The following is a 17,517-nucleotide window of genomic DNA, read 5'->3' as shown; positions in this document are numbered from 1 at the left end:
CCGTCCGACTCGGGGCGACGGCTCGGGGCCCGGCTCCCGACCGCCCGCGACGGCCGCGCCGCCGCCACGGTGACCCGTGGCGGCGGCTTCGCCGTGCCCGGAAGCGGCTAGAGTCTCACCGCAGCAGGGCCCGCAGGGCTGCCGACGAGACACCGGCCAGGGAGCGACGACCGTGCTGATCAACCACGACACCCGGTGCGCGCTCGACTGCGTCGTCGACCTGCTCAACACCGCCCCCGACGAGCACACGCCCGACTCCCTCACGGACCTGGAGGCCCTGCGCGCCTTCGTCGACCGCAACTCCATCAGCGGTGTGAACGCCCTGGACGAGACGGACCTGGCCGCCGTGCGGGGCGTGCGCGAGCGGTTCGGCGAGGTGTTCGCCGCCCCCGACGCGCGCGGCGCCGCCGAGCTGGTGAACACACTGGTCGCCGCGGCCGGGACCACACCGCAGCTCACCGACCACGACGGCTACGACTGGCACATCCACTACTTCGCCCCGGGCGCCTCCGTCGCCGACCACCTCGCCGCCGACGGGGGCATGGCCCTGGCCTTCCTGCTCGTCGCCGGGGAACTGGAGCGGCTGCGCCGCTGCGCGGCCCCCGACTGCCGCCGCGCCTTCATCGACCTGTCCCGGAACCGCTCGCGCCGCTACTGCGACAGCCGCACCTGCGGCAACCGTCTCCACGTGGCCGCCTACCGGGCGCGGCAGCGCGGGTCGGCCGGAAGCTGACGCGGTCCCGCGGCGCGCGGGCGCCCGCGACGGTCCGGCCGGACCGCCCCGCCGCTCACAGCAGGAACAGGTCGTGCACCGCCGCCAGGAGGACCAGAGTCGCCACGACGGCGAGAAAGATCATCAGCGGAGGCTGGGAGAGGGCGAACAGGCAACCGCGGGACTCCGCGGAGCCGCCGGGCGGACCGTCGGGCCGGGATCCGGCCCGGGCGCCGGTGCTGGTGCTGGGGAGGCGGTCCCCGGTGGTGTGCTGCATCTCGCCGCGATCATGGCGCAGAACGGGCCGCCGCACGGCGTCAACACACCCCGGCGGCACCGGGGTTCACCGGATTCAGATGCCGTGCTTCCGCAGGATCGCCTCGATGTCCGAGAAGTCGTCCGCGTCGCCGGTGTCCGCGGCGGGCCGCCGCCCGCGGTCGTCGCCGCCCAGGGCGGGACGCGACGCGCCGGACTCCGCCGCCTGCCGCTCCCCCCGCCCGGACCGGCCGCCCGCACGGCCGCGCGACCGCCTCCCGGCGGCACGGCCCGCCACGTAGAGCATCACCGCGAGGGCGAGCACGCCGAAGCCCGCCCAGACCGTGGGTTTGAGCACCAGGTCGGAGGCCCAGGCCGTCACCGCACCGCCCACCTTGCCGAAGAGTCCCACCAGGCCGGACATCGCCAGCCCGACGGGCACCAGGGAGACGGCGGCGATACGCGTGGCGGCGGCGAACCGGCGGCGGAAGGCCGTCAGGAGGGCGACGGCCAGGCCCGCCGCGGAGAGAGCCGCGCAGACGGTTGTGGTCAGCATCTCTCCATCGTGCCGCCTTCCACCCCATATGTGCCATGCTCCGCGGAACGCCTCGGGGGAATCTCCGGGACGCCCTCCTCCTCCCGGCCGAGGCCCGCGCCCTTCAGGGCGGCGGGGACGCCGGGGCTGGAAGACTGGCACCATGAACGACACCCACCCCGACCACCCCGCCCGCCCCGTCCTGGACGTCTGGTGCGAGCTGCAGTGCCCCGACTGCTACCGGGCCCTGGCCGACCTGCGCACGCTGCGCGAGCGCTACGGGTACGCCCTGGAGATCCGGCTGCGCCACTTCCCCCTGGAGAAGCACCGCCACGCCTACGCCGCCGCGCAGGCCGCCGAGGAGGCGTACGCGCAGGGGCGCGGCGACGCGTACGTCGCGGCTGTCCTGGCCCGCGCCGAGGAGCTGGGCAGGCGGGGTGAGGAGCTGCTGCTGGAGGTGGCCGGGAAGCTGGAGCTGGACACCGAGGAGATGGAGCTCGCGCTGATCGACGGGCGGCACATGCTGGTCGTCGACGCCGACCAGGCCGAGGGCCGGGCGATCGGGGTCACCGGCACTCCGACCTATGTGATCGGCGGTGAGCGGCTGGACGGCGGGAAGAGCCAGGAGGGTCTGCTGGAGCGGATCGAGGAGATCGCCGACCGCCTGCTGGCCGAGGGGAGCGGCCGGGACCGCTGACCCCGCCCGGCCGTCAGAGCAGCGGCTTGTACAGGTGGTGGACGGTCGGCCGGTAGCCGAGCGACTCGTACAGCCGCAGCGCCGGGGTGTTCGCGGTGAAGACGTTGAGGCCCAGCGTGCGCACCCCGGCCGCCAGGCACTCGCGCTCGGCGGCGAGCATCAGGGTGCGGCCGTGGCCCCGGCCGCGGTGCTCCGGCGCCACCTCGACGTCCAGGACCCAGCCGCCCTCCCACCGCGGACCGGTGTGCGCGACCCAGAGCGTGCCGACGTCCACCCCGTCGTGGACCAGGACGCGCAGGGCGGTGCCGGCGGTGCCGGGGCCGTCCGGCAGCAGCTCGGCGTGGTCGGCCTCGGACCTGCGCCCGGCCTCCCCGGGAGGCACGCCCTGTTCCTCCCAGGCCCGGGCGTACCCGGCCCGGCGGCTCTCCAGCCACTGCGGGTACTCCGCGGCCCCCAGCGGGCGCAGCTCGCTTCCGGCGGGCAGCGCGGGGAGTTCGGAGAGCTCCTTGGCCATGTTCCGGTTGCGCTCGGTGTAGCCCAGGGCGGCGGCGAGCCGCAGGGCGGGGACGGCGTCCGCCGGGACGCTCGCCTCGACCCGGCGGCAGCCCCAGCCGCGCAGCACCTCCTCCGAGGCGAGCGCGGCGACGGTGCCCCGGCCCCGGCGGCGGTCGGGCCCGTGGACGGCGAGTTCCTCGATGCGGCCGGCCGACGGGCCGAAGCGCCCGTCCGTGGCCAGCCGCACGCCGCCGACGGGCCGGCCGTTGACGCAGATATCGTACGAGCGGGAGCGGGCGCCGTCCTCGGCGCGCCGCTCGGGTCCGGTGGGGCGCAGGGTCGTGGTCATCCCCCGGTTCCTACCCGGGCGGCGCGCCGCTGTCACCGGGCGCCGGGCGGGCGGGTCCCGCGGGGCCGTCCCACAGGTCCCGCGGGAGCCGCCGCACGGGTCGCCGCACGGGTCGCCTCACGGATCGCCTCACGGATCGATGTCGGCCGCGGAGCGCTCGGCGAAGACCCGCATCGCCTTGGCGGTGACCGGTCCCGGGGCGGGCAGCTCGCGGCCGTCGACCCGGTGGACGGCCTGGACGTCGCGGGTGGTGGAGGTGAGGAAGACCTCCTCGGCCCGCGTCAGGGCGTCCAGCGGCAGGTCGGTCTCCTTCGCCCCCGTCCACTCCAGCACCAGGGCGCGGGTGACGCCGGCGAGGCAGCCGGAGGACAGGGGCGGGGTGTGCAGCTCCCCGTCGAGGACGACGAAGACGTTGGAGCCGGTGCCCTCGCACAGCCGGCCGACCGTGTTGGCGAACAGGGCCTCGGAGGCGCCCTGCCGGTGGGCGCGGGCGAGCGCGACGACGTTCTCGCCGTACGAGGTGGTCTTCAGACCGGTCAGCGCGCCGCGCTCGTTGCGGACCCACGGCACGGTGACCACGGCGGTGGTGTCGGGCCTCGGCGCGATCCCGCTCAGGGCGACGACCAGGGTGGGCGGGGCGTCGCCGCGGTCGGAGCCCAGCGGGGACGGCCCGCCGGTGTAGGTGATCCGCAGCCGTCCCAGCGGCACGGGGTTGGCCTCGACGACGGCGGCGCAGGCGCGGCGCACCTCGTCCTCGTCCGGCTCGGGCAGGCCCAGGCCCCGGGCGGAGGCGGCGAGCCGGTCCAGGTGGCGGGTGAGGGCGAAGGGGCGGCCGTCGGCGACCTTGAGCGTCTCGAAGACCCCGTCGCCGACGGTCAGTCCGTGGTCGAACACGGACACCCGCGCGGCGTCCGCGTCGCGCAGCTCTCCGTCCACCCAGATCAGCGTCATGGTGTTGCTCCTCCGGTCCTGCCTGCCGTGCCCGTCGCACGGACCGCGGCGGCCTCCCGGGCCGCCGTCCCGTACTCCCCCGACGCTACCGCGAGCAGCCGGGACGCCTTGAGCTCGGTCTCCTCCCACTCCCGCTGCGGGTCCGATCCCCAGGTGATCCCGGCGCCGGTGCCGAAGCGCAGCACCGGGCCGCCGGGCGCGGCGCGGTCGATCCAGAAGGTGCGGATGCCCACGGCCAGCTCGCCGGTGCCGCGGTCGGCGTCCACCCAGCCGATGCCGCCGCAGTACGGGCCGCGGGGGGCGGTCTCCAGGGCGCGGATGACGCGCAGGGCGCTGGACTTGGGGGCGCCGGTGACCGAGCCGGGCGGGAAGGTGTGGGCCAGCAGCTCGGCCCAGCCCGCCCCCGGCGCCAGTTCGCCGCGGACGGTGGAGACGAGGTGGACGAGTCCGGGGTGCGGCTCGACGGCGCACAGGGCCGGGACGGTGACCGATCCCGCGGCGCAGACCCGGCCGAGGTCGTTGCGGACCAGGTCGACGATCATCACGTTCTCGGCGCGGTCCTTCTCCAGCAGGTCCTCCGGGGCGCGCCCGGTGCCCTTGATCGGGCGGGACTCCACCGTGCGGCCGCGGCGGGCGAGGTACAGCTCGGGCGAGGCGGTGGCCACCTCGATCCCGTGGGCGGGGAGGCGGACGGTGCCCGCGTGGGGGGCCGGGTTGCCGCGGGCGAGGAGCGCGGTCAGCTCGTCGGGGTCGGCGGCGTCCGGGTCCGGCAGCGGCGCGGTGAGCACCCGGCAGAGGTTGGCCTGGTACACCTCGCCCGCGGCTATGTGCTCGCGGATGCGGCGCACCCCCGACACGTAGGCGGCCCGGCCCAGGGAGGACGTCCAGTCCCCCGCCGCCGGCCCCCGCCAGCCGCCGGGGCGCGGCCGGGGCGGGGCGGCGGTCCGCACGTCGTCGAAACGGGCGCAGACCAGGCGTCCCTCGAAGTCGGCGACCACCGCCCACCAGCCCGTGGAGTCCAGGGCTCCGGGGTCGCTGGTGACATCCCGCAGGCCGGAGGCGACGACGTTTCCGAAGCGGGCGAGAGGGGCCGGATCGTGCACGCGGCGAGTCTATGGCGGGCACGCTGGGGAAACGGAATTTGAGCTGGCCGGGGAATCCGCTAAAGTTCATGACGTCACCGGGCGCGTGAGCGGCCGGAGGCGGCAGCTCCCGGGCGTGCTCCGGGGGTCGCAGTGCGGACGTAGCTCAGTTGGTAGAGCACCACCTTGCCAAGGTGGATGTCGCGAGTTCGAGTCTCGTCGTCCGCTCGATGGGGGTCTTCCGGCCCCCGCACTGGTGGAGTGGCCGAGAGGCGAGGCAACGGCCTGCAAAGCCGTCTACACGGGTTCAAATCCCGTCTCCACCTCGGACGATTAGCTCAGCGGGAGAGCGCTTCCCTGACACGGAAGAGGTCACTGGTTCAATCCCAGTATCGTCCACTGAGGGCCCTGCGGGGTCCTTGCCCAGCGCGATTAGCTCAGCGGGAGAGCGCTTCCCTGACACGGAAGAGGTCACTGGTTCAATCCCAGTATCGCGCACGCGGAACAACCGCCTGGCGGACGATTAGCTCAGCGGGAGAGCGCTTCCCTGACACGGAAGAGGTCACTGGTTCAATCCCAGTATCGTCCACACCCCGAAGGGCCGGAGCCTGACGCTCCGGCCCTTCGCCGTGTTCCGGGCCGGGATGCCCGGGTCAGGAGGAGAACAGCATCCGGCTGAAGCTCCTGTGGTGGCCGTGGTGCCCGTGGTGGCCGTGGTGCGGGGCTCCCCAGGCGGGCGGGGCCGGGTAGGGCTGAGCGGCCGGGCCCGGCGGCGGGGGCGGGGCGGGCTGCGACCACTGCGCCTCGAGGCGGGTGAGGGCCTCCAGTTCGCCGTAGTCGAGGAAGACCCCCCGGCAGCCGCTGCACTGCTCGATCTGGACTCCGCTGCGGGTGTAGGTCTGCATGGGTGCTCGGCACTTGGGACACTGCATCTGCGGCCTCTCCTCGTATGTCCGTGGCGGCTGTGCGGCCGTCATGTCCGTTGTGACGCGCGGAGGGGGTGTTCCGGATGCGTTTCCGGGCACATTCGTTCGCACCCATCCGTGCGGAGGGTGGTCGTGGTCCGCGCGGGACGCCGTCTCACGCGGTGGCCGCGATGCGGGCGCAGGCGTCGAGCAGCGCCCGCTCGACCTCGTCCGGGAGGCGTCCTTCCGCCTCGGCTCCGATCAGGGCGCGGGCCGCCATCTGAACGGTCAGGGCCCGCGCGGGCGCGTCCAGCCGGGGCCAGGGGTCCTCGGTGCCGCCGGGGACGGCGGGGCCGCCCGCGGCCCGGTAGGCGTCCAGGAAGCGGCCGAAAGCAGCGGGCGGGAGCAGGCCGGCGGCGAACCAGGCGGCGGGCCGGGCCAGATCCCAGGCCGGGTCCCCCAGGCCCAGGTCGTCGACGTCGATGAGCCGCCAGGGCCCGCCCGGCGCCGGATGCCGGACCAGTTGCCCCAGGTGGAGGTCGCCGTGGCAGAGGCCGCCCCCGTGCGGGGGCGGAGCCGTCGCACGCACTTGGGCGGGCAGGGACGCCCAGGCCGCCCCGATGGTCCGGGAGGCGGCGGTGGGGCGGACCGCGCGGCGCATCGCCTCCAGGGCGCGGGCCGCCTTGGCCGGGCCGCGCGCCGGGGGGACCGGGCCGGGCAGGGCGGCGACGGGCACGGTGTGCAGGTGTGCCAGCAGCGTGCCGGCCGCCTCCCAGGGCGCGGCCTCGGGAGCGTCGGGATCGACGGGGACGCCGTACGGCCACAGGCTCACCGGACGGCCGCCGGGGAGGATCTCCAGCAGCGCCCCCTCCTCCGCCGTCCCCGCCGTCCCCGTCCCGTCGCCCGGAGCGGGACGGGTCAGGGGCGCGAGCAGGACGTGGCTCAGCAGGGGGTGCGCGGCGATGCGCAGCCGGGCGGCGAGCCGCTCCGGGTCGCCGTCGGGGGCGTGGGCCTTGGCCACGACGCCTCCGCTGCGGACGACGGTGGCGTCGGCCCGCCGTGCGAGCACCACCGGCCGGCCGGCGGCGGTGGCCGCGGCGCGGGCGGCGGCCGCCGCCCGGCGCGCCAGGTGCTCGGTGAGCGGTGCGTCCATGGCCTCCCCCGGTGGTGGGCCCGCGGCGCGGGCCGTCAACGGATCGTACGGGCCGCGCCGGGCGGACGGCGGGCGCGCACGTGCCCGGACGGCGCGGCGCCCGGGCAGCCCTTGGGCTGCCCGGGCTCCGCGCCGTCCGCCGTACCCCCGTCCCCACGGGGTGAGTGCCCGGATGTCCCCGGCTCGGGCCGCTCTCCCGAGCCCGGTCCCTGCCGCCGAAGCGTCAGAGCCCCAGCAGTCCGGCCACGGACGACGCCTGAGTGACCACCGCCTCCACACCGCCGAAGACGACGGCCAGGAGGGCGGCCAGCGGGAGGACCATGGCGATCGCCACCAGCGGGTGGCGGCGGCTGCCCGGCCGGGTGCCGAAGGCGGGGACTTCCGCCAGGCTCCCGTGTGTCCGAGCCGTCGGACGCCCTGCTGTGCGCGTCATGGTTCCGCTCCTGTCGTGGTTCGGGGCGGCGGGTGTCCTGACCTCGGGGGACGAGTGCTGCACCCGCCGCTTGACCTCAACGGTAGGCGCGGCGCCGGTCCGCCGGCGTCATGCCCGCGTACCGACTCGGGGCCTCCCGCAGGATGACTCCGCTCCGCCCCGCGTACTCCCCAGGGTGGAGGACCGCCCCCCGCGGGCCCGGGACTTCCCCGAGGGGACGTGCCCCGCCGGAGGTCAGCGCGGTCCCTCCGCGGCGCCGTCCTCGCGGGGCACCGGGTGCTCCACCAGGGCCAGCACCCGGTTGGCCATGAAACGCGCCGTGCGGACGGCCGAGCCGTTGCGGGTCACCTCGCTCACCTCCACCACTCCCCTGCGCACCTGCGTCTCGACCCTCCGGCCCGCACGTGTGGCCGCCATCTCGTAGGTACGGGTGGTGTCCCCGGCGTCCACCACGATCTCCACCCAGTCGCCCTTCATAGCGCGATCCCCCTTCTGCGAAGGCTTGTTGAGCGCCTCTGAACAGGACTTCTCCCTCGGTGGGCCCCCGCTCGCCCACCTTTCGAGTGTCCCACCGGGCACTGACAATCGGCAGGGCCCGGTGTGCGCGGCCTATCGGCACCGAACGGCCGCAGTCCGTAAGCTGTGGCACGTCAGAGGACCGGGCAGTGCCGGGCCGACCCGCCGGGGGCGGGGACGGGCCTGTCGGCCGGAGGCAGGGGAAGGACATGGCGATGATGCGGCTCCGACGCGAGGACCCGCGAGTCGTCGGCTCGTTCAGGCTCCACCGGCGGCTGGGCGCGGGCGGCATGGGCGTGGTGTACCTGGGGTCCGACCGGCGCGGGCAGCGGGTGGCCCTGAAGGTGATCCGGCCGGATCTCGCGGAGGACCCGGAGTTCCGTTCGCGCTTCGCCCGCGAGGTGTCGGCGGCGCGGCGGATCCGCGGCGGGTGCACGGCCCGGCTGGTGGCGGCCGATCTGGAGGCCGACCGCCCGTGGTTCGCGACACAGTACGTGCCGGGGCCGTCACTGCACGACAAGGTGAACGAGGAGGGCCCGCTGCCCGTGGCGCAGGTCGCCTCGATCGGCGCGGCGCTGGCCGAGGGGCTGGTGGCGGTGCACGAGGCCGGTGTGGTGCACCGGGACCTGAAGCCGTCGAACATCCTGCTGTCGCCCAAGGGCCCGCGCATCATCGACTTCGGCATCGCCTGGGCGACGGGGGCCAGTACGCTCACCCACGTCGGCACGGCGGTGGGCTCGCCGGGTTTCCTCGCGCCCGAGCAGGTGCGGGGCGCGGCGGTGACCCCGGCGACGGACGTGTTCTCGCTGGGCGCGACGCTGGCGTACGCGGCGACCGCGGACTCCCCGTTCGGCCAGGGGAGTTCGGAGGTGATGCTGTACCGGGTGGTGCACGAGGAGCCGCAGCTGCAGGGGGTGCACGCGGCTCTGGAGCCCCTGATCAGGGCCTGCCTGGCGAAGGACCCGAAGGACCGGCCGAGCACGCTGCAACTGTCGCTGCGGCTGCGGGAGATCGCCGCCCGTGAGGCGCGCGGACTGCCGGAGGGCGCCGCGACCGGGGCGGCCGTGCGTCCCGCGCGGCCGTCGGCCGGGCGGCGCACGGAGCGGTACGCGCGGCAGCGCACCGCCCCCGACGGCGACCGCCCTTCGGGGAGCCGCGGCTCCCGGGGGGTGCCGCGGCGTCAGGAACCGGACCGGCCGGGCGCGTCCAGGGGAGCCGTCCCGCGCACCCCCTCCCGCGACACGCCCGCCCGGAACACCCCGCGCCCGTCCGGTGGCGGGCGGGCCGCGGACGCCGGGCGGACGCCTGCGCGGCCGTCCGCCCGGCGTCCGGCGCGCACCGGGGGCGCTCCCCGGACCGGAGCGCGGCGGCCCGCTCCGAACCGGCAGCTCCTGCGCCAGCGTCTGGTGGTGTTCGTGACGGTGACGCTGCTGGTGGCGCTGGGCATCGCGGCGGCCCAGGGCTGCCAGGGACCGGCCCGCGGGCTGGAGAGGCCCGCCGTCCCCGGCGCCCCCGACCCCTCCTTCGGGCCCTCCGGTTCCTACCGTGCCGGGGAGTCCCCGCACGGTTGACGTGCCGTCACCGTGGCCGCTCAGAGGACGGAGAGCGCGGAGAGGACCGCCAGGCACAGGGGAAGGGTGACGGCGAAGGCCCCTCCCGCCTGCAGGACGACTTCGGGGAAGGGTCTCCCCGTCGCTCCCGCGAGGATGCCCGCCACCACGGCGACAAGGGCGGAGAACAGGACGGTCACCAGGACCCACAGGGCCTTGACCGCACGGGGGTGTGGGATGGGTTCAGTGCTCACCGGTCGTCTTCCTTCCCTTCGGAAGGACGGTGGGCGGAGCCCGAGGAGGTCTCGACCCGACCGTCCTCTGGACGGGGCAAAGCCGAGGTCTGCGCCCCCGGTACAGACCTTGTGGTTGCCGACATGAGCGGGCGGCCTGCGTTCTCGCCGGCCGCCCCGCCGACCGAGTGCGGTTTCGGCTATTTTATCACTGAGTGTCAAAAATGCCGTTTTTCAGGTGAATGGGTGTCGCCGGTCTGCCGCGGCCGGCCTCACCGCGAGGCGGGGCCGGTGGCGTAGAAGGCCACGGCGGCGGCCGCGGCGACGTTGAGCGAGTCCACCCCGGCGCTCATCGGGATCCGCACGCTCACGTCGGCGGCCGCGACGGTGGACGGGCGCAGGCCGCTCCCCTCCGAGCCGAGGATCAGCGCGAGCCTGGGGTGGCGGCGGGCCACGAGTTCGGGGAGGTCCACCGACTCCTCGCCCAGCGCGAGCGCCGCCGTGACGTACCCGGCCTCGCGCAGCGCCGCGATGTCCCCGGGCCACGACTCCAGCCGCGTCCACGGCACCTGGAGGACCGCGCCCATGGAGACCTTGACGGAACGCCGGTAGAGGGGGTCGGCGCAGTCCGGGGAGAGCAGCACCGCGTCCATGCCGAGCGCGGCGGCGCTCCGGAAGAGGGCCCCGACGTTGGTGTGGTCGTTGACGGCCTCCAGGACCACGACGCGGCGCGCGTCCGCCAGCAGGTCCGCCGGGGCCGGGAGGGGCTTGCGGTGCATCGAGGCCAGGGCCCCCCGGTGGACGTGGTAGCCCGTGACCTCCTCGGCCACCTCCGGGGAGACGGTGTAGACGGGCGCCGGGACCTCCTCGATCACGTCGCGCATCGTCTCGGCCCACTTGGGCGTCAGCAGCATCGACCGCATCGCGTACCCGGCGCCGAGGGCGCGCCGGATGACCTTCTCGCCCTCGGCGATGAACAGTCCCTCCGCCGGCTCGCGGCGGCGCCGGAGCTGGACGTCGGTCAGGCCGGTGTAGTCGGCCAGGCGCGGATCGCCGGGGTCCTCCACGGCGATGAGCTCCTTCGTCACGGTCGTTCCCGCCTCCCGTCGGTCTCCCCCGCCGGATGCCGCGGCGCCGTCACCGGGCCGCGGGGGCGGCCGGTCCCACGCCGACCACCTCTCCGACGACGATCACCGCGGGCGGCCGGACGTCCTCCGCCCCGACCCTCTCCGCCACGGTCGCCAGGGTGGCGTCCACCCGGCGCTGGGCCGCCGTGGTGCCCTCCTGGACCACCGCGACGGGCGTCCGCGGGTCGCGGCCGTGCTCGACGAGGGCGCGGGCGATGGCGCCGATCCGCTCCACGGCCATCAGCAGCACGAGCGTGCCGCGCAGCTTCGCCAGGGCCGCCCAGTCCACCAGCGAGCGCGGGTCGCCGGGGGCGACGTGGCCGCTGACGACGGTGAACTCGTGGGCCACCCCGCGGTGGGTGACCGGGATCCCCGCGGCGCCGGGCACGCTGATGGAGCTGGAGATGCCGGGCACCACCGTGACCGGGATCCCGGCCTCGGCCAGGGCCTGGGCCTCCTCCATGCCGCGGCCGAAGACGAAGGGGTCCCCGCCCTTGAGCCGCACGACGAACTTCCCGGCCCGCGCGTGCTCCACGAGGGCGGCGTTGATGGCCTCCTGGGCCATCGCCCGGCCGTAGGGGATCTTGGCCGCGTCGATCACCTCGACGTGCGGCGGCAGTTCGTCCAGCAGGTCGCGCGGGCCGAGCCGGTCGGCGATCACCACGTCCGCCTCGGCCAGCAGACGGCGGCCGCGCACGGTGATCAGGTCCGGGTCGCCGGGCCCGCCGCCGACCAGTGCGACACCGGCCCTGCGGGCCCGGTGCCGGGGCGCGGACAGGGTGCCGTCGCGCAGGCCCTCGACCACGGCGTCGCGCACAGCGGCCGAGCGGCGCGGGTCGCGGCCGGTGAGCACGGCCACGGTGACGCCCTCGCTGCGGCCGGTGGCCGGGGTCCAGGCGGTGGCGGCCCCGGCGTCGTCGCTGCGGACGCACCACACCCGGCGCTCCTCGGCCTCGGCGGAGGCGGCGGCGTTGGCCTCCGCGTCGTCGGTGGCGACGACCGCGTACCAGGCGCCGTCCAGGTCCCCGGGGCGGTAGGCGCGGCGTTCCCAGCGCAGTTCGCCCGCCTCGGCCATGGCCTCCACCGAGGGGGTGGCGGAGGGGGCGATCAGCAGCACGTCGGCACCCGCCGCCAGCAGCGCGGGCAGCCGCCGCTGGGCGACGGTGCCGCCGCCGAGGACGACCACGCGGCGCCCGGTCAGGCGCAGTCCCACGGGGTAGGCGGGGTGCTCGGGGCGGTCGGACATGGCTGTGCGGCTCCTTGGAGGGTGATCCCCGGCCTGGCGGGGACGGTGGAGGCGCCCCGCCGCGGCCTGACCGGCCGGGAGGGGCCCTGCGCCGCTGCGGCGGTGGAGCGGCGAACGGGAGGTGCGGGCACGAGCAGCCTACGACGCGGCGGCCCGGCACGCTGTGCCGCGGGTCACCGGGAGCGGTGGCTCCCGGTGACCCGCGGGGCGGCGTCGTCCGCGTCAGCTCTTCTCGGTGACGCCCGCCGAGTCGAAGGTGGCGACCTCGTGCATGGCCCGGGCCGCGCTCTGCACCACCGGCAGGGCCAGCAGCGCGCCCGTGCCCTCGCCGAGCCTCAGGTCGAGGTCGATCAGCGGGCGCAGGCCCAGCTTGGTCAGCGCGGCGACGTGGCCGGGCTCCGCGCTGCGGTGGCCCGCGATGCAGGCCGCCAGGGACTCGGGGGCGATGGCCCGGGCGACCAGGGCCGCCGCGCCCGCGCTCACCCCGTCGAGGATCACGGGGGTGCGCAGCGAGGCGCCGCCGAGGATCAGGCCGACCATCGCGGCGTGCTCCAGCCCGCCGACCGCGGCCAGGACGCCGAGGGGATCGGCGGCGTCGGGCCGGTGCAACTCCAGCGCGCGGCGCACGACGTCGACCTTGTGGGCGTGCATCTCGTCGCTGACGCCGGTCCCCCGGCCGGTGACCTCTGCCGGGTCGGCGCCGGTGAAGACGGCGATCAGCGCGGCGGACGCGGTGGTGTTGGCGATGCCCATCTCGCCGGTGAGCAGCGCCTTGTTGCCCGCCGCGACCAGGTCGCGGGCGGTCTCGATGCCCACCTCGACCGCGCGCACCACCTCCTCCCGCGTGAGCGCGGGGCCGGCTGTGAAGTCCGCCGTGCCGGGCCGCACCTTGCGCGGCAGCAGCCCCGGCGTGCTGGGCAGTTCGCCCGCCACGCCCACGTCCACCACGCACACCTCGGCGCCGACCTGGTTGGCGAAGGCGTTGCAGACCGCGCCGCCGGAGAGGAAGTTGGCGACCATCTGCGCCGTGACCTCCTGCGGCCAGGCCGTGACGCCCTGGGCGTGCACCCCGTGGTCGCCGGCGAAGACGGCGACGGCCGCGGGTTCGGGGATCGGCGGGGGGCACTGCCGGGCCAGTCCGCTGAGCTGGGCGGAGATGATCTCCAGCATGCCGAGCGCGCCGGACGGCTTGGTCATCCGCTTCTGCCGCTCCCAGGCCTCGCCGAGCGCCTTGGCGTCCAGCGGGCGGATGCCGCCCAGCGTCTCGGTGAGGAGGTCGTGCGGCTCCTCCGCGCCCGGCAGCACACGGCGGCCGTAGGCCTCCTCGTGGACGACCCACGACAGGGGGCGGCGCTTGGACCAGCCCGCCTGCACCAGCTCGGGCTCGTCGGGGAAGGCGTCCACGTACCCGATGCACAGGTAGGCGACCACCTCCAGGTGCTCGGGGAGGCCCAGCGTCCGGACCAGCTCGCGCTCGTCGAAGAAGCTGACCCAGCCCACGCCCAGTCCCTCCGCGCGCGCGGCGAGCCACAGGTTCTCCACGGCGAGCGCGGAGGAGTACGGCGCCATCTGCGGCTGGGTGTGGCGGCCGAGGGTGTGGCGGCCGCCGCGGGTGGGGTCGGCGGTGACGACGATGTTGACCGGGGTGTCGAGGATCGCCTCGACCTTCATCTCCTTGAACTGCTTGGCGCGTGCCCTGGGCAGCGACCGGGCGTACGCGTCCCGCTGGCGCATGGCCAGCTCGTGCATCGTCCTGCGGGTCTCCTCGGAGCGGATGAGGACGAAGTCCCACGGCTGGGAGTGGCCGACGCTGGGGGCGGTGTGGGCCGCCTCCAGGACGCGCAGCAGCACCTCGTCGGGGATCGGGTCGGGACGGAAGCCGTTGCGGATGTCGCGCCGCTCGCGCATGACGCGGTGGAGCGCCTCGCGCTCGGCCTCGCCGTAGGCGGGTGCGGGGCCGCTGTCGGCGGGGGCCGGGGCAGGGGCCTGGTCGGGGGTCCGGTCGGCGGACGCCTCCCCGGCGGGCTCCTGCGGCCGCGGTTCCTCCTCGTTCTGTCCGTCGGACGCGGGCCGCTCCTCGTGCTCCGCACCGGCGGCGGGCGGAGTCCCGTCCTCCGGTGCGGGGGCCGGGGTCTCGGCGGGAGCCTGCGAGGGGACCTGTGCGGCGGCGAGGTCGGCGGCCGGCACGGCCTCCATCACCTGCGGTCCGGCGCCGGGCACCGCCGCCACGGCGAGCTGCTGCTCGGGCGCGGCCGGTTCCGGCGCGGAGGGCTCCCCGGCGGGCTCGGGCTCGGGGCGAGTCTCGGCCACCGGCTCGGCCACCGGCTCGGCCACGGTTTCGGCCACCGGCTCGGCCACGGTTTCGGCCACCGGCTCGGGCCGGGGCTCGGCGGAGTCCTGTTCGGGGGCGGCGACGGCCTCTCCCGTCCCATCGGCCACGGCCTGCGGAACGGCGGCCACGGCGGTCTCCTCCTGCGCGGTGGGGACCTCGTGTCCGGCCTGCGGCTCGGCCGCCGGAGCGTACGGCTGCGCGGTGCCCTCCTCCGGCGCCGCGCCCTGCTGCCCGGGCTCGGCCGACGGGACGGGCTCGGCCGACGGAACGGGCTCGGCGGGCGGAACGGATTCGGCGGACGGAACGGATTCGGCCGCGGGAGCCCCGGCGGGAGCCGCCTCGACGGGAGACGCCTCAACAGGGGACGCCTCAACGGGAGACGTCCCGGTGGGAGACGCCTCGCCCGCGGGCACGGCCGTCCCGCCCTCGGGCGCCGGGACGGGGGCCTGGTGCGGCTGCCCGGGCTCCGGGGCGGCGGGGGCCTGCGCCCCGTCCTGCTCGTGGCCCGGCTCCTGCGCCGGATGCGGCGCCGGGAACGCCTCCCCGCCGGCCTCCTGAGCCGGGGCCGGGGCCGCGACGAGACCGGGTTCCTGCGGCGCCGCCCCGGCCTGCCCGGCGGCCGTCTCCACGGACGCCTGCGGGGAGTCCTGGACGGGGGCGGCCGCCCAGGCGCCCGGCTGGACGGGCTCCTGGGGGAACGCGGCGAGCTGGGGGCCGGGCAGCGAGGAGGGGTCCTCGGCGGCAGGGGCCGCGGGCGCGGCGGGCGCGGCGGGCTCCTCGTGGGCCACGTCGAAGTACTCGGGGCCCATGGTGGGCGGCCCCGGCTGCCGGACGGGCATGGCGTGCGGAGGCGTGTGCATCGGCCCGACCGGGGTGACCGGGACTCCCGTGCCGGGGGCCGGGGCCGGGCCCCGGTCGGCGAGGGAGCGCACCGCGCCCGACTGCTCCGGTACGGGCGGGCCCAGGTGCAGCGGCCGGGGCGGAGTCTGGCCGGCCCCGGCCTGCGCCTGGGACGTCTGGACGTGGGTCGCCTGCGGGTCCGCGGCGGGCCGCGGCGGCTCCGGCCGCGCGGGAGGCGCCGGGTACTGTGCCGCGCCGTGGCCGTCCGTCCCGTGCGGGCCCGCCGCGTGCGCGTGCTGCGCGGACACCGCCGCCTCGCTCCACGCGCCCTGGGCGCCGGGCAGCAGCAGGTCGTCCTCGTCGCCCGCCGCCACACCGTCCACCGGGCCCGCGAAGGTGTACGTGCCGGGAGCCGGTGCGCCCGGCTGCTCCGGCTGTCCGCCTGCGTTCTCCGGCTGTCCCTCGCCCGGGACCTGGCCGGTGTCAGTCATGCGTACCCCTCGCCCATCGGTAGTGCTCCTTCCAGCCCCAGCGGGTGCCGCGCCCTCCCGCCGGGAACCCCGTCGGGAACAACGAGCGTGGGCACGGTGCGGTGCGCACCCCCGCCTGAACCATCCGGACATTGACGGACGAAGCGTCAACCCCGGTGGCGGCACAACGATCCATCAGCCTACCCGGCACCGCGCGCCGCGGGGGCCGGGGGTGGACGACTGGCCCCGGTTGGTCATGGTTCCTTCCGGAAGAGATCACATCCGGCTGCCGGACAGCAGGAACACGACCGAGCGCTCCCGCTCCGTCCAGGCCCCGGTGTCCAGTTCGACGGACTGCAGCAGCGCGCACTCCACGGCGTATCCGGCGTCCGCCAGGACCCTGCCGACGGCCTCGGCCTCGTCGCGGGTGGCGGCGTGCGTGACGATCCTCTCGGGCCTGCGGTCGGCGCACGCGGCGACCGTGCGCACCCCTCCGCCGCCGACGCGCACCAGATCGGGTTCGGGGAGGTCCTCCAGGGCCAGGGGCGCCGTTCCCCGCACGATCTGGAGCTGGACGCCGAAGCGCCGTGCCGCGGCGGCCGTCCGGGCGCAGGCGGCGGCGTCGCGTTCCACGGCGAGGACGGCGGCGCCGAAGCGGGCGGCCTCCACGGCGACGGCTCCGCTGCCCGCGCCGACGTCCCACAGCAGGTCGCCGGGGCGCGGCCCGAGCCGGGCGAGCTGGGCGGCGCGGAGCTGGGCCGAGTCCCGGCTTCCGGGCGGGGGCGCGGCGGGGTCCTGCCCGGTGTACTCGGCGGCCGGCAGCGCCCAGCCGCGCACGGGGGGCGGGTAGGCGGGCCCGCGTCCGGCCAGCCAGCCGTCCCGGTCGGTGCCGGCCTCGGTCCCGGAGCCCGGGCCGCCCACGACGATCACGACGTTGGGGTCGCGCCAGACGTGGTCGGCGACCCTGTCGGAGGTCAGGACGGTGACCTGCTCGCGTTCGGTGCCCAGCGCCTCGCAGATGACGAAGGTCCGGTGCACGCCCTCCAGCAGCAGGGCCAGTTCGGCGGGGCCGGCGCCGGGCGAGGTGAGGACGGCGACCTTGGGGTACGCGCGGCAGACGTTGACGGCGCGGCGGAGCGTGCGGCCGTGGGCGACGACGATCTGGGCGTCGTCCCAGGGCATCCCGGCGCGGGCGAAGGCGGCGGCGACGGAGGAGACCGCGGGGACGACCTCGACCTCCAGGCCGTACTCGGGCGCGCGCAGGGTGCGGACGACGCCGAAGAAGCCGGGGTCCCCGTCGGCGAGGACGACCGCGGTGCCGCGGTGCCCGGCGATGCGGCGGGCGGCCAGCGCCACGCTGCCCAGACGGATGCGTTCGGCGCCGGGCGGGACTTCGGGCAGGGCCAGGTGGTGGGCGGCGCCGGCGACGAGGGTGGCCGCCCCGAGGGCGGCCCGGGCGGCCTCCGTCAGCGGCGAGCCGTCCCACCCGATCACGGTGACACGGTCGGCCATCGGCGGGTCTCCTGGGCGCGTCGCGGGGGCGGGGACGGAGCGGGGCAGACCGGGGTCTGCGGAGGCGGGGAGGGGCGGCGGGTCCGCCGCAGGGAGGTTACCGCGCCCGGGGCCGGGCGCGTCC

General features: G+C 76.5%; 17 protein-coding genes and 5 tRNA genes. 8 read left to right on the top strand and 14 right to left on the bottom strand.

From position 1 onward, the window contains the following. Positions 1 to 172: 172 nt before the first annotated feature. Positions 173 to 733, top strand: coding sequence for a CGNR zinc finger domain-containing protein (locus tag ABD358_RS10005; protein WP_344630534.1), 561 nt, complete (start codon positions 173 to 175; stop codon positions 731 to 733). 55 nt (positions 734 to 788) lie between these two features. Here the strand turns inward: ABD358_RS10005 and ABD358_RS10000 are convergent, their stop codons facing one another. Continuing rightward, positions 789 to 989, bottom strand: a complete 201-nt coding sequence (locus ABD358_RS10000) for a hypothetical protein (protein WP_344630533.1) — start codon at positions 987 to 989, stop codon at positions 789 to 791. Between the two features lie 75 nt (positions 990 to 1,064). Further along, positions 1,065 to 1,523, bottom strand: coding sequence for a hypothetical protein (locus tag ABD358_RS09995; protein WP_344630532.1), 459 nt, complete (start codon positions 1,521 to 1,523; stop codon positions 1,065 to 1,067). A gap of 142 nt (positions 1,524 to 1,665) precedes the next feature. Between ABD358_RS09995 and ABD358_RS09990 the strand changes: the two genes are divergently transcribed. Continuing rightward, positions 1,666 to 2,199, top strand: a complete 534-nt coding sequence (locus tag ABD358_RS09990; protein ID WP_344630531.1) for a DsbA family protein — start codon at positions 1,666 to 1,668, stop codon at positions 2,197 to 2,199. Between the two features lie 13 nt (positions 2,200 to 2,212). Here ABD358_RS09990 and ABD358_RS09985 read toward each other — a convergent pair whose 3' ends face one another. From ABD358_RS09985 to ABD358_RS09975, 3 genes are all read right to left on the bottom strand, one after another. Beyond that, positions 2,213 to 3,043, bottom strand: coding sequence for a GNAT family N-acetyltransferase (locus tag ABD358_RS09985; protein WP_344630530.1), 831 nt, complete (start codon positions 3,041 to 3,043; stop codon positions 2,213 to 2,215). Positions 3,044 to 3,172: 129 nt separating this feature from the next. Next, a complete protein-coding gene (locus ABD358_RS09980) occupies positions 3,173 to 3,994 on the bottom strand; it encodes an aminotransferase class IV (protein WP_344630529.1) in 822 nt (273 codons plus the stop codon). Then, the gene (locus ABD358_RS09975) at positions 3,991 to 5,097 is read right to left on the bottom strand and encodes a chorismate-binding protein (protein WP_344630528.1); all 1,107 of its coding nucleotides are present in this window, start codon (positions 5,095 to 5,097) and stop codon (positions 3,991 to 3,993) included. The genes ABD358_RS09980 and ABD358_RS09975 overlap by 4 nt, the downstream gene beginning before the upstream one ends. A 134-nt stretch (positions 5,098 to 5,231) precedes the next feature. Here ABD358_RS09975 and ABD358_RS09970 point away from each other — a divergent pair. From ABD358_RS09970 to ABD358_RS09950, 5 genes are all read left to right on the top strand, one after another. Continuing rightward, positions 5,232 to 5,304 (top strand) — tRNA-Gly (locus ABD358_RS09970). A gap of 27 nt (positions 5,305 to 5,331) precedes the next feature. Then, a tRNA-Cys gene (locus ABD358_RS09965) sits at positions 5,332 to 5,402 on the top strand. Between the two features lies 1 nt (position 5,403). Continuing rightward, positions 5,404 to 5,475, top strand: a tRNA-Val gene (locus tag ABD358_RS09960). Between the two features lie 27 nt (positions 5,476 to 5,502). Continuing rightward, a tRNA-Val gene (locus ABD358_RS09955) sits at positions 5,503 to 5,574 on the top strand. A gap of 19 nt (positions 5,575 to 5,593) precedes the next feature. Next, positions 5,594 to 5,665: transfer RNA gene (locus ABD358_RS09950), tRNA-Val, on the top strand. 64 nt (positions 5,666 to 5,729) lie between these two features. Here the strand turns inward: ABD358_RS09950 and ABD358_RS09945 are convergent. The 4 genes from ABD358_RS09945 to ABD358_RS09930 form a co-directional block, all read right to left on the bottom strand. Continuing rightward, positions 5,730 to 6,008: a TFIIB-type zinc ribbon-containing protein gene (locus tag ABD358_RS09945; protein WP_344630527.1), complete on the bottom strand. Its 279-nt coding sequence runs from the start codon at positions 6,006 to 6,008 to the stop codon at positions 5,730 to 5,732. A 148-nt stretch (positions 6,009 to 6,156) separates the two neighbouring features. After that, positions 6,157 to 7,134: a phosphotransferase family protein gene (locus ABD358_RS09940; protein ID WP_344630526.1), complete on the bottom strand. Its 978-nt coding sequence runs from the start codon at positions 7,132 to 7,134 to the stop codon at positions 6,157 to 6,159. Between the two features lie 223 nt (positions 7,135 to 7,357). Further along, positions 7,358 to 7,567: a hypothetical protein gene (locus ABD358_RS09935; RefSeq protein WP_344630525.1), complete on the bottom strand. Its 210-nt coding sequence runs from the start codon at positions 7,565 to 7,567 to the stop codon at positions 7,358 to 7,360. A gap of 234 nt (positions 7,568 to 7,801) precedes the next feature. Then, positions 7,802 to 8,044: a hypothetical protein gene (locus tag ABD358_RS09930; RefSeq protein WP_344630524.1), complete on the bottom strand. Its 243-nt coding sequence runs from the start codon at positions 8,042 to 8,044 to the stop codon at positions 7,802 to 7,804. Between the two features lie 248 nt (positions 8,045 to 8,292). Here ABD358_RS09930 and ABD358_RS09925 point away from each other — a divergent pair, with 248 nt between their 5' ends. Then, the gene (locus ABD358_RS09925) at positions 8,293 to 9,654 is read left to right on the top strand and encodes a serine/threonine-protein kinase (protein ID WP_344630523.1); all 1,362 of its coding nucleotides are present in this window, start codon (positions 8,293 to 8,295) and stop codon (positions 9,652 to 9,654) included. Between the two features lie 20 nt (positions 9,655 to 9,674). Here the strand turns inward: ABD358_RS09925 and ABD358_RS09920 are convergent, their stop codons facing one another. The 5 genes from ABD358_RS09920 to cbiE form a co-directional block, all read right to left on the bottom strand. Next, positions 9,675 to 9,887 carry a hypothetical protein gene (locus ABD358_RS09920; protein ID WP_344630522.1) on the bottom strand — a complete coding sequence of 71 codons (213 nt, stop codon included), beginning with the start codon at positions 9,885 to 9,887 and terminating at the stop codon, positions 9,675 to 9,677. Between the two features lie 251 nt (positions 9,888 to 10,138). Beyond that, the gene (locus ABD358_RS09915) at positions 10,139 to 10,954 is read right to left on the bottom strand and encodes a TrmH family RNA methyltransferase (protein ID WP_344630521.1); all 816 of its coding nucleotides are present in this window, start codon (positions 10,952 to 10,954) and stop codon (positions 10,139 to 10,141) included. A 49-nt stretch (positions 10,955 to 11,003) separates the two neighbouring features. Then, positions 11,004 to 12,239 carry a uroporphyrinogen-III C-methyltransferase gene (gene cobA / locus ABD358_RS09910; RefSeq protein WP_344630520.1) on the bottom strand — a complete coding sequence of 412 codons (1,236 nt, stop codon included), beginning with the start codon at positions 12,237 to 12,239 and terminating at the stop codon, positions 11,004 to 11,006. 222 nt (positions 12,240 to 12,461) lie between these two features. After that, positions 12,462 to 15,902, bottom strand: a complete 3,441-nt coding sequence (gene cobT / locus ABD358_RS09905) for a nicotinate-nucleotide--dimethylbenzimidazole phosphoribosyltransferase (RefSeq protein WP_344630519.1) — start codon at positions 15,900 to 15,902, stop codon at positions 12,462 to 12,464. A 255-nt stretch (positions 15,903 to 16,157) separates the two neighbouring features. Next, positions 16,158 to 17,393: a precorrin-6y C5,15-methyltransferase (decarboxylating) subunit CbiE gene (gene cbiE, locus ABD358_RS09900; protein WP_344630518.1), complete on the bottom strand. Its 1,236-nt coding sequence runs from the start codon at positions 17,391 to 17,393 to the stop codon at positions 16,158 to 16,160. Positions 17,394 to 17,517: the final 124 nt, after the last annotated feature.

This window comes from Streptomyces glaucosporus (assembly GCF_039533345.1).
Classification (GTDB): Bacteria; Actinomycetota; Actinomycetes; order Streptomycetales; family Streptomycetaceae; genus Streptomyces; species Streptomyces glaucosporus.
The sequence above is the reverse complement of the archived record's forward strand: the minus strand, read 5'-3'. Positions and strand labels throughout refer to the sequence as shown.

Coding starts and splice junctions, on each gene's coding strand:
- ABD358_RS10000 (WP_344630533.1), bottom strand. CDS start 989: ATGCAGCACACCACCGGGGACCGCCTCCCCAGCACCAGCACCGGCGCC.
- ABD358_RS09995 (WP_344630532.1), bottom strand. CDS start 1,523: ATGCTGACCACAACCGTCTGCGCGGCTCTCTCCGCGGCGGGCCTGGCC.
- ABD358_RS09990 (WP_344630531.1), top strand. CDS start 1,666: ATGAACGACACCCACCCCGACCACCCCGCCCGCCCCGTCCTGGACGTC.
- ABD358_RS09985 (WP_344630530.1), bottom strand. CDS start 3,043: ATGACCACGACCCTGCGCCCCACCGGACCCGAGCGGCGCGCCGAGGAC.
- ABD358_RS09980 (WP_344630529.1), bottom strand. CDS start 3,994: ATGACGCTGATCTGGGTGGACGGAGAGCTGCGCGACGCGGACGCCGCG.
- ABD358_RS09945 (WP_344630527.1), bottom strand. CDS start 6,008: ATGCAGTGTCCCAAGTGCCGAGCACCCATGCAGACCTACACCCGCAGC.
- ABD358_RS09940 (WP_344630526.1), bottom strand. CDS start 7,134: ATGGACGCACCGCTCACCGAGCACCTGGCGCGCCGGGCGGCGGCCGCC.
- ABD358_RS09935 (WP_344630525.1), bottom strand. CDS start 7,567: ATGACGCGCACAGCAGGGCGTCCGACGGCTCGGACACACGGGAGCCTG.
- ABD358_RS09930 (WP_344630524.1), bottom strand. CDS start 8,044: ATGAAGGGCGACTGGGTGGAGATCGTGGTGGACGCCGGGGACACCACC.
- ABD358_RS09925 (WP_344630523.1), top strand. CDS start 8,293: ATGGCGATGATGCGGCTCCGACGCGAGGACCCGCGAGTCGTCGGCTCG.
- cobA (WP_344630520.1), bottom strand. CDS start 12,239: ATGTCCGACCGCCCCGAGCACCCCGCCTACCCCGTGGGACTGCGCCTG.
- cobT (WP_344630519.1), bottom strand. CDS start 15,902: ATGACTGACACCGGCCAGGTCCCGGGCGAGGGACAGCCGGAGAACGCA.
- cbiE (WP_344630518.1), bottom strand. CDS start 17,393: ATGGCCGACCGTGTCACCGTGATCGGGTGGGACGGCTCGCCGCTGACG.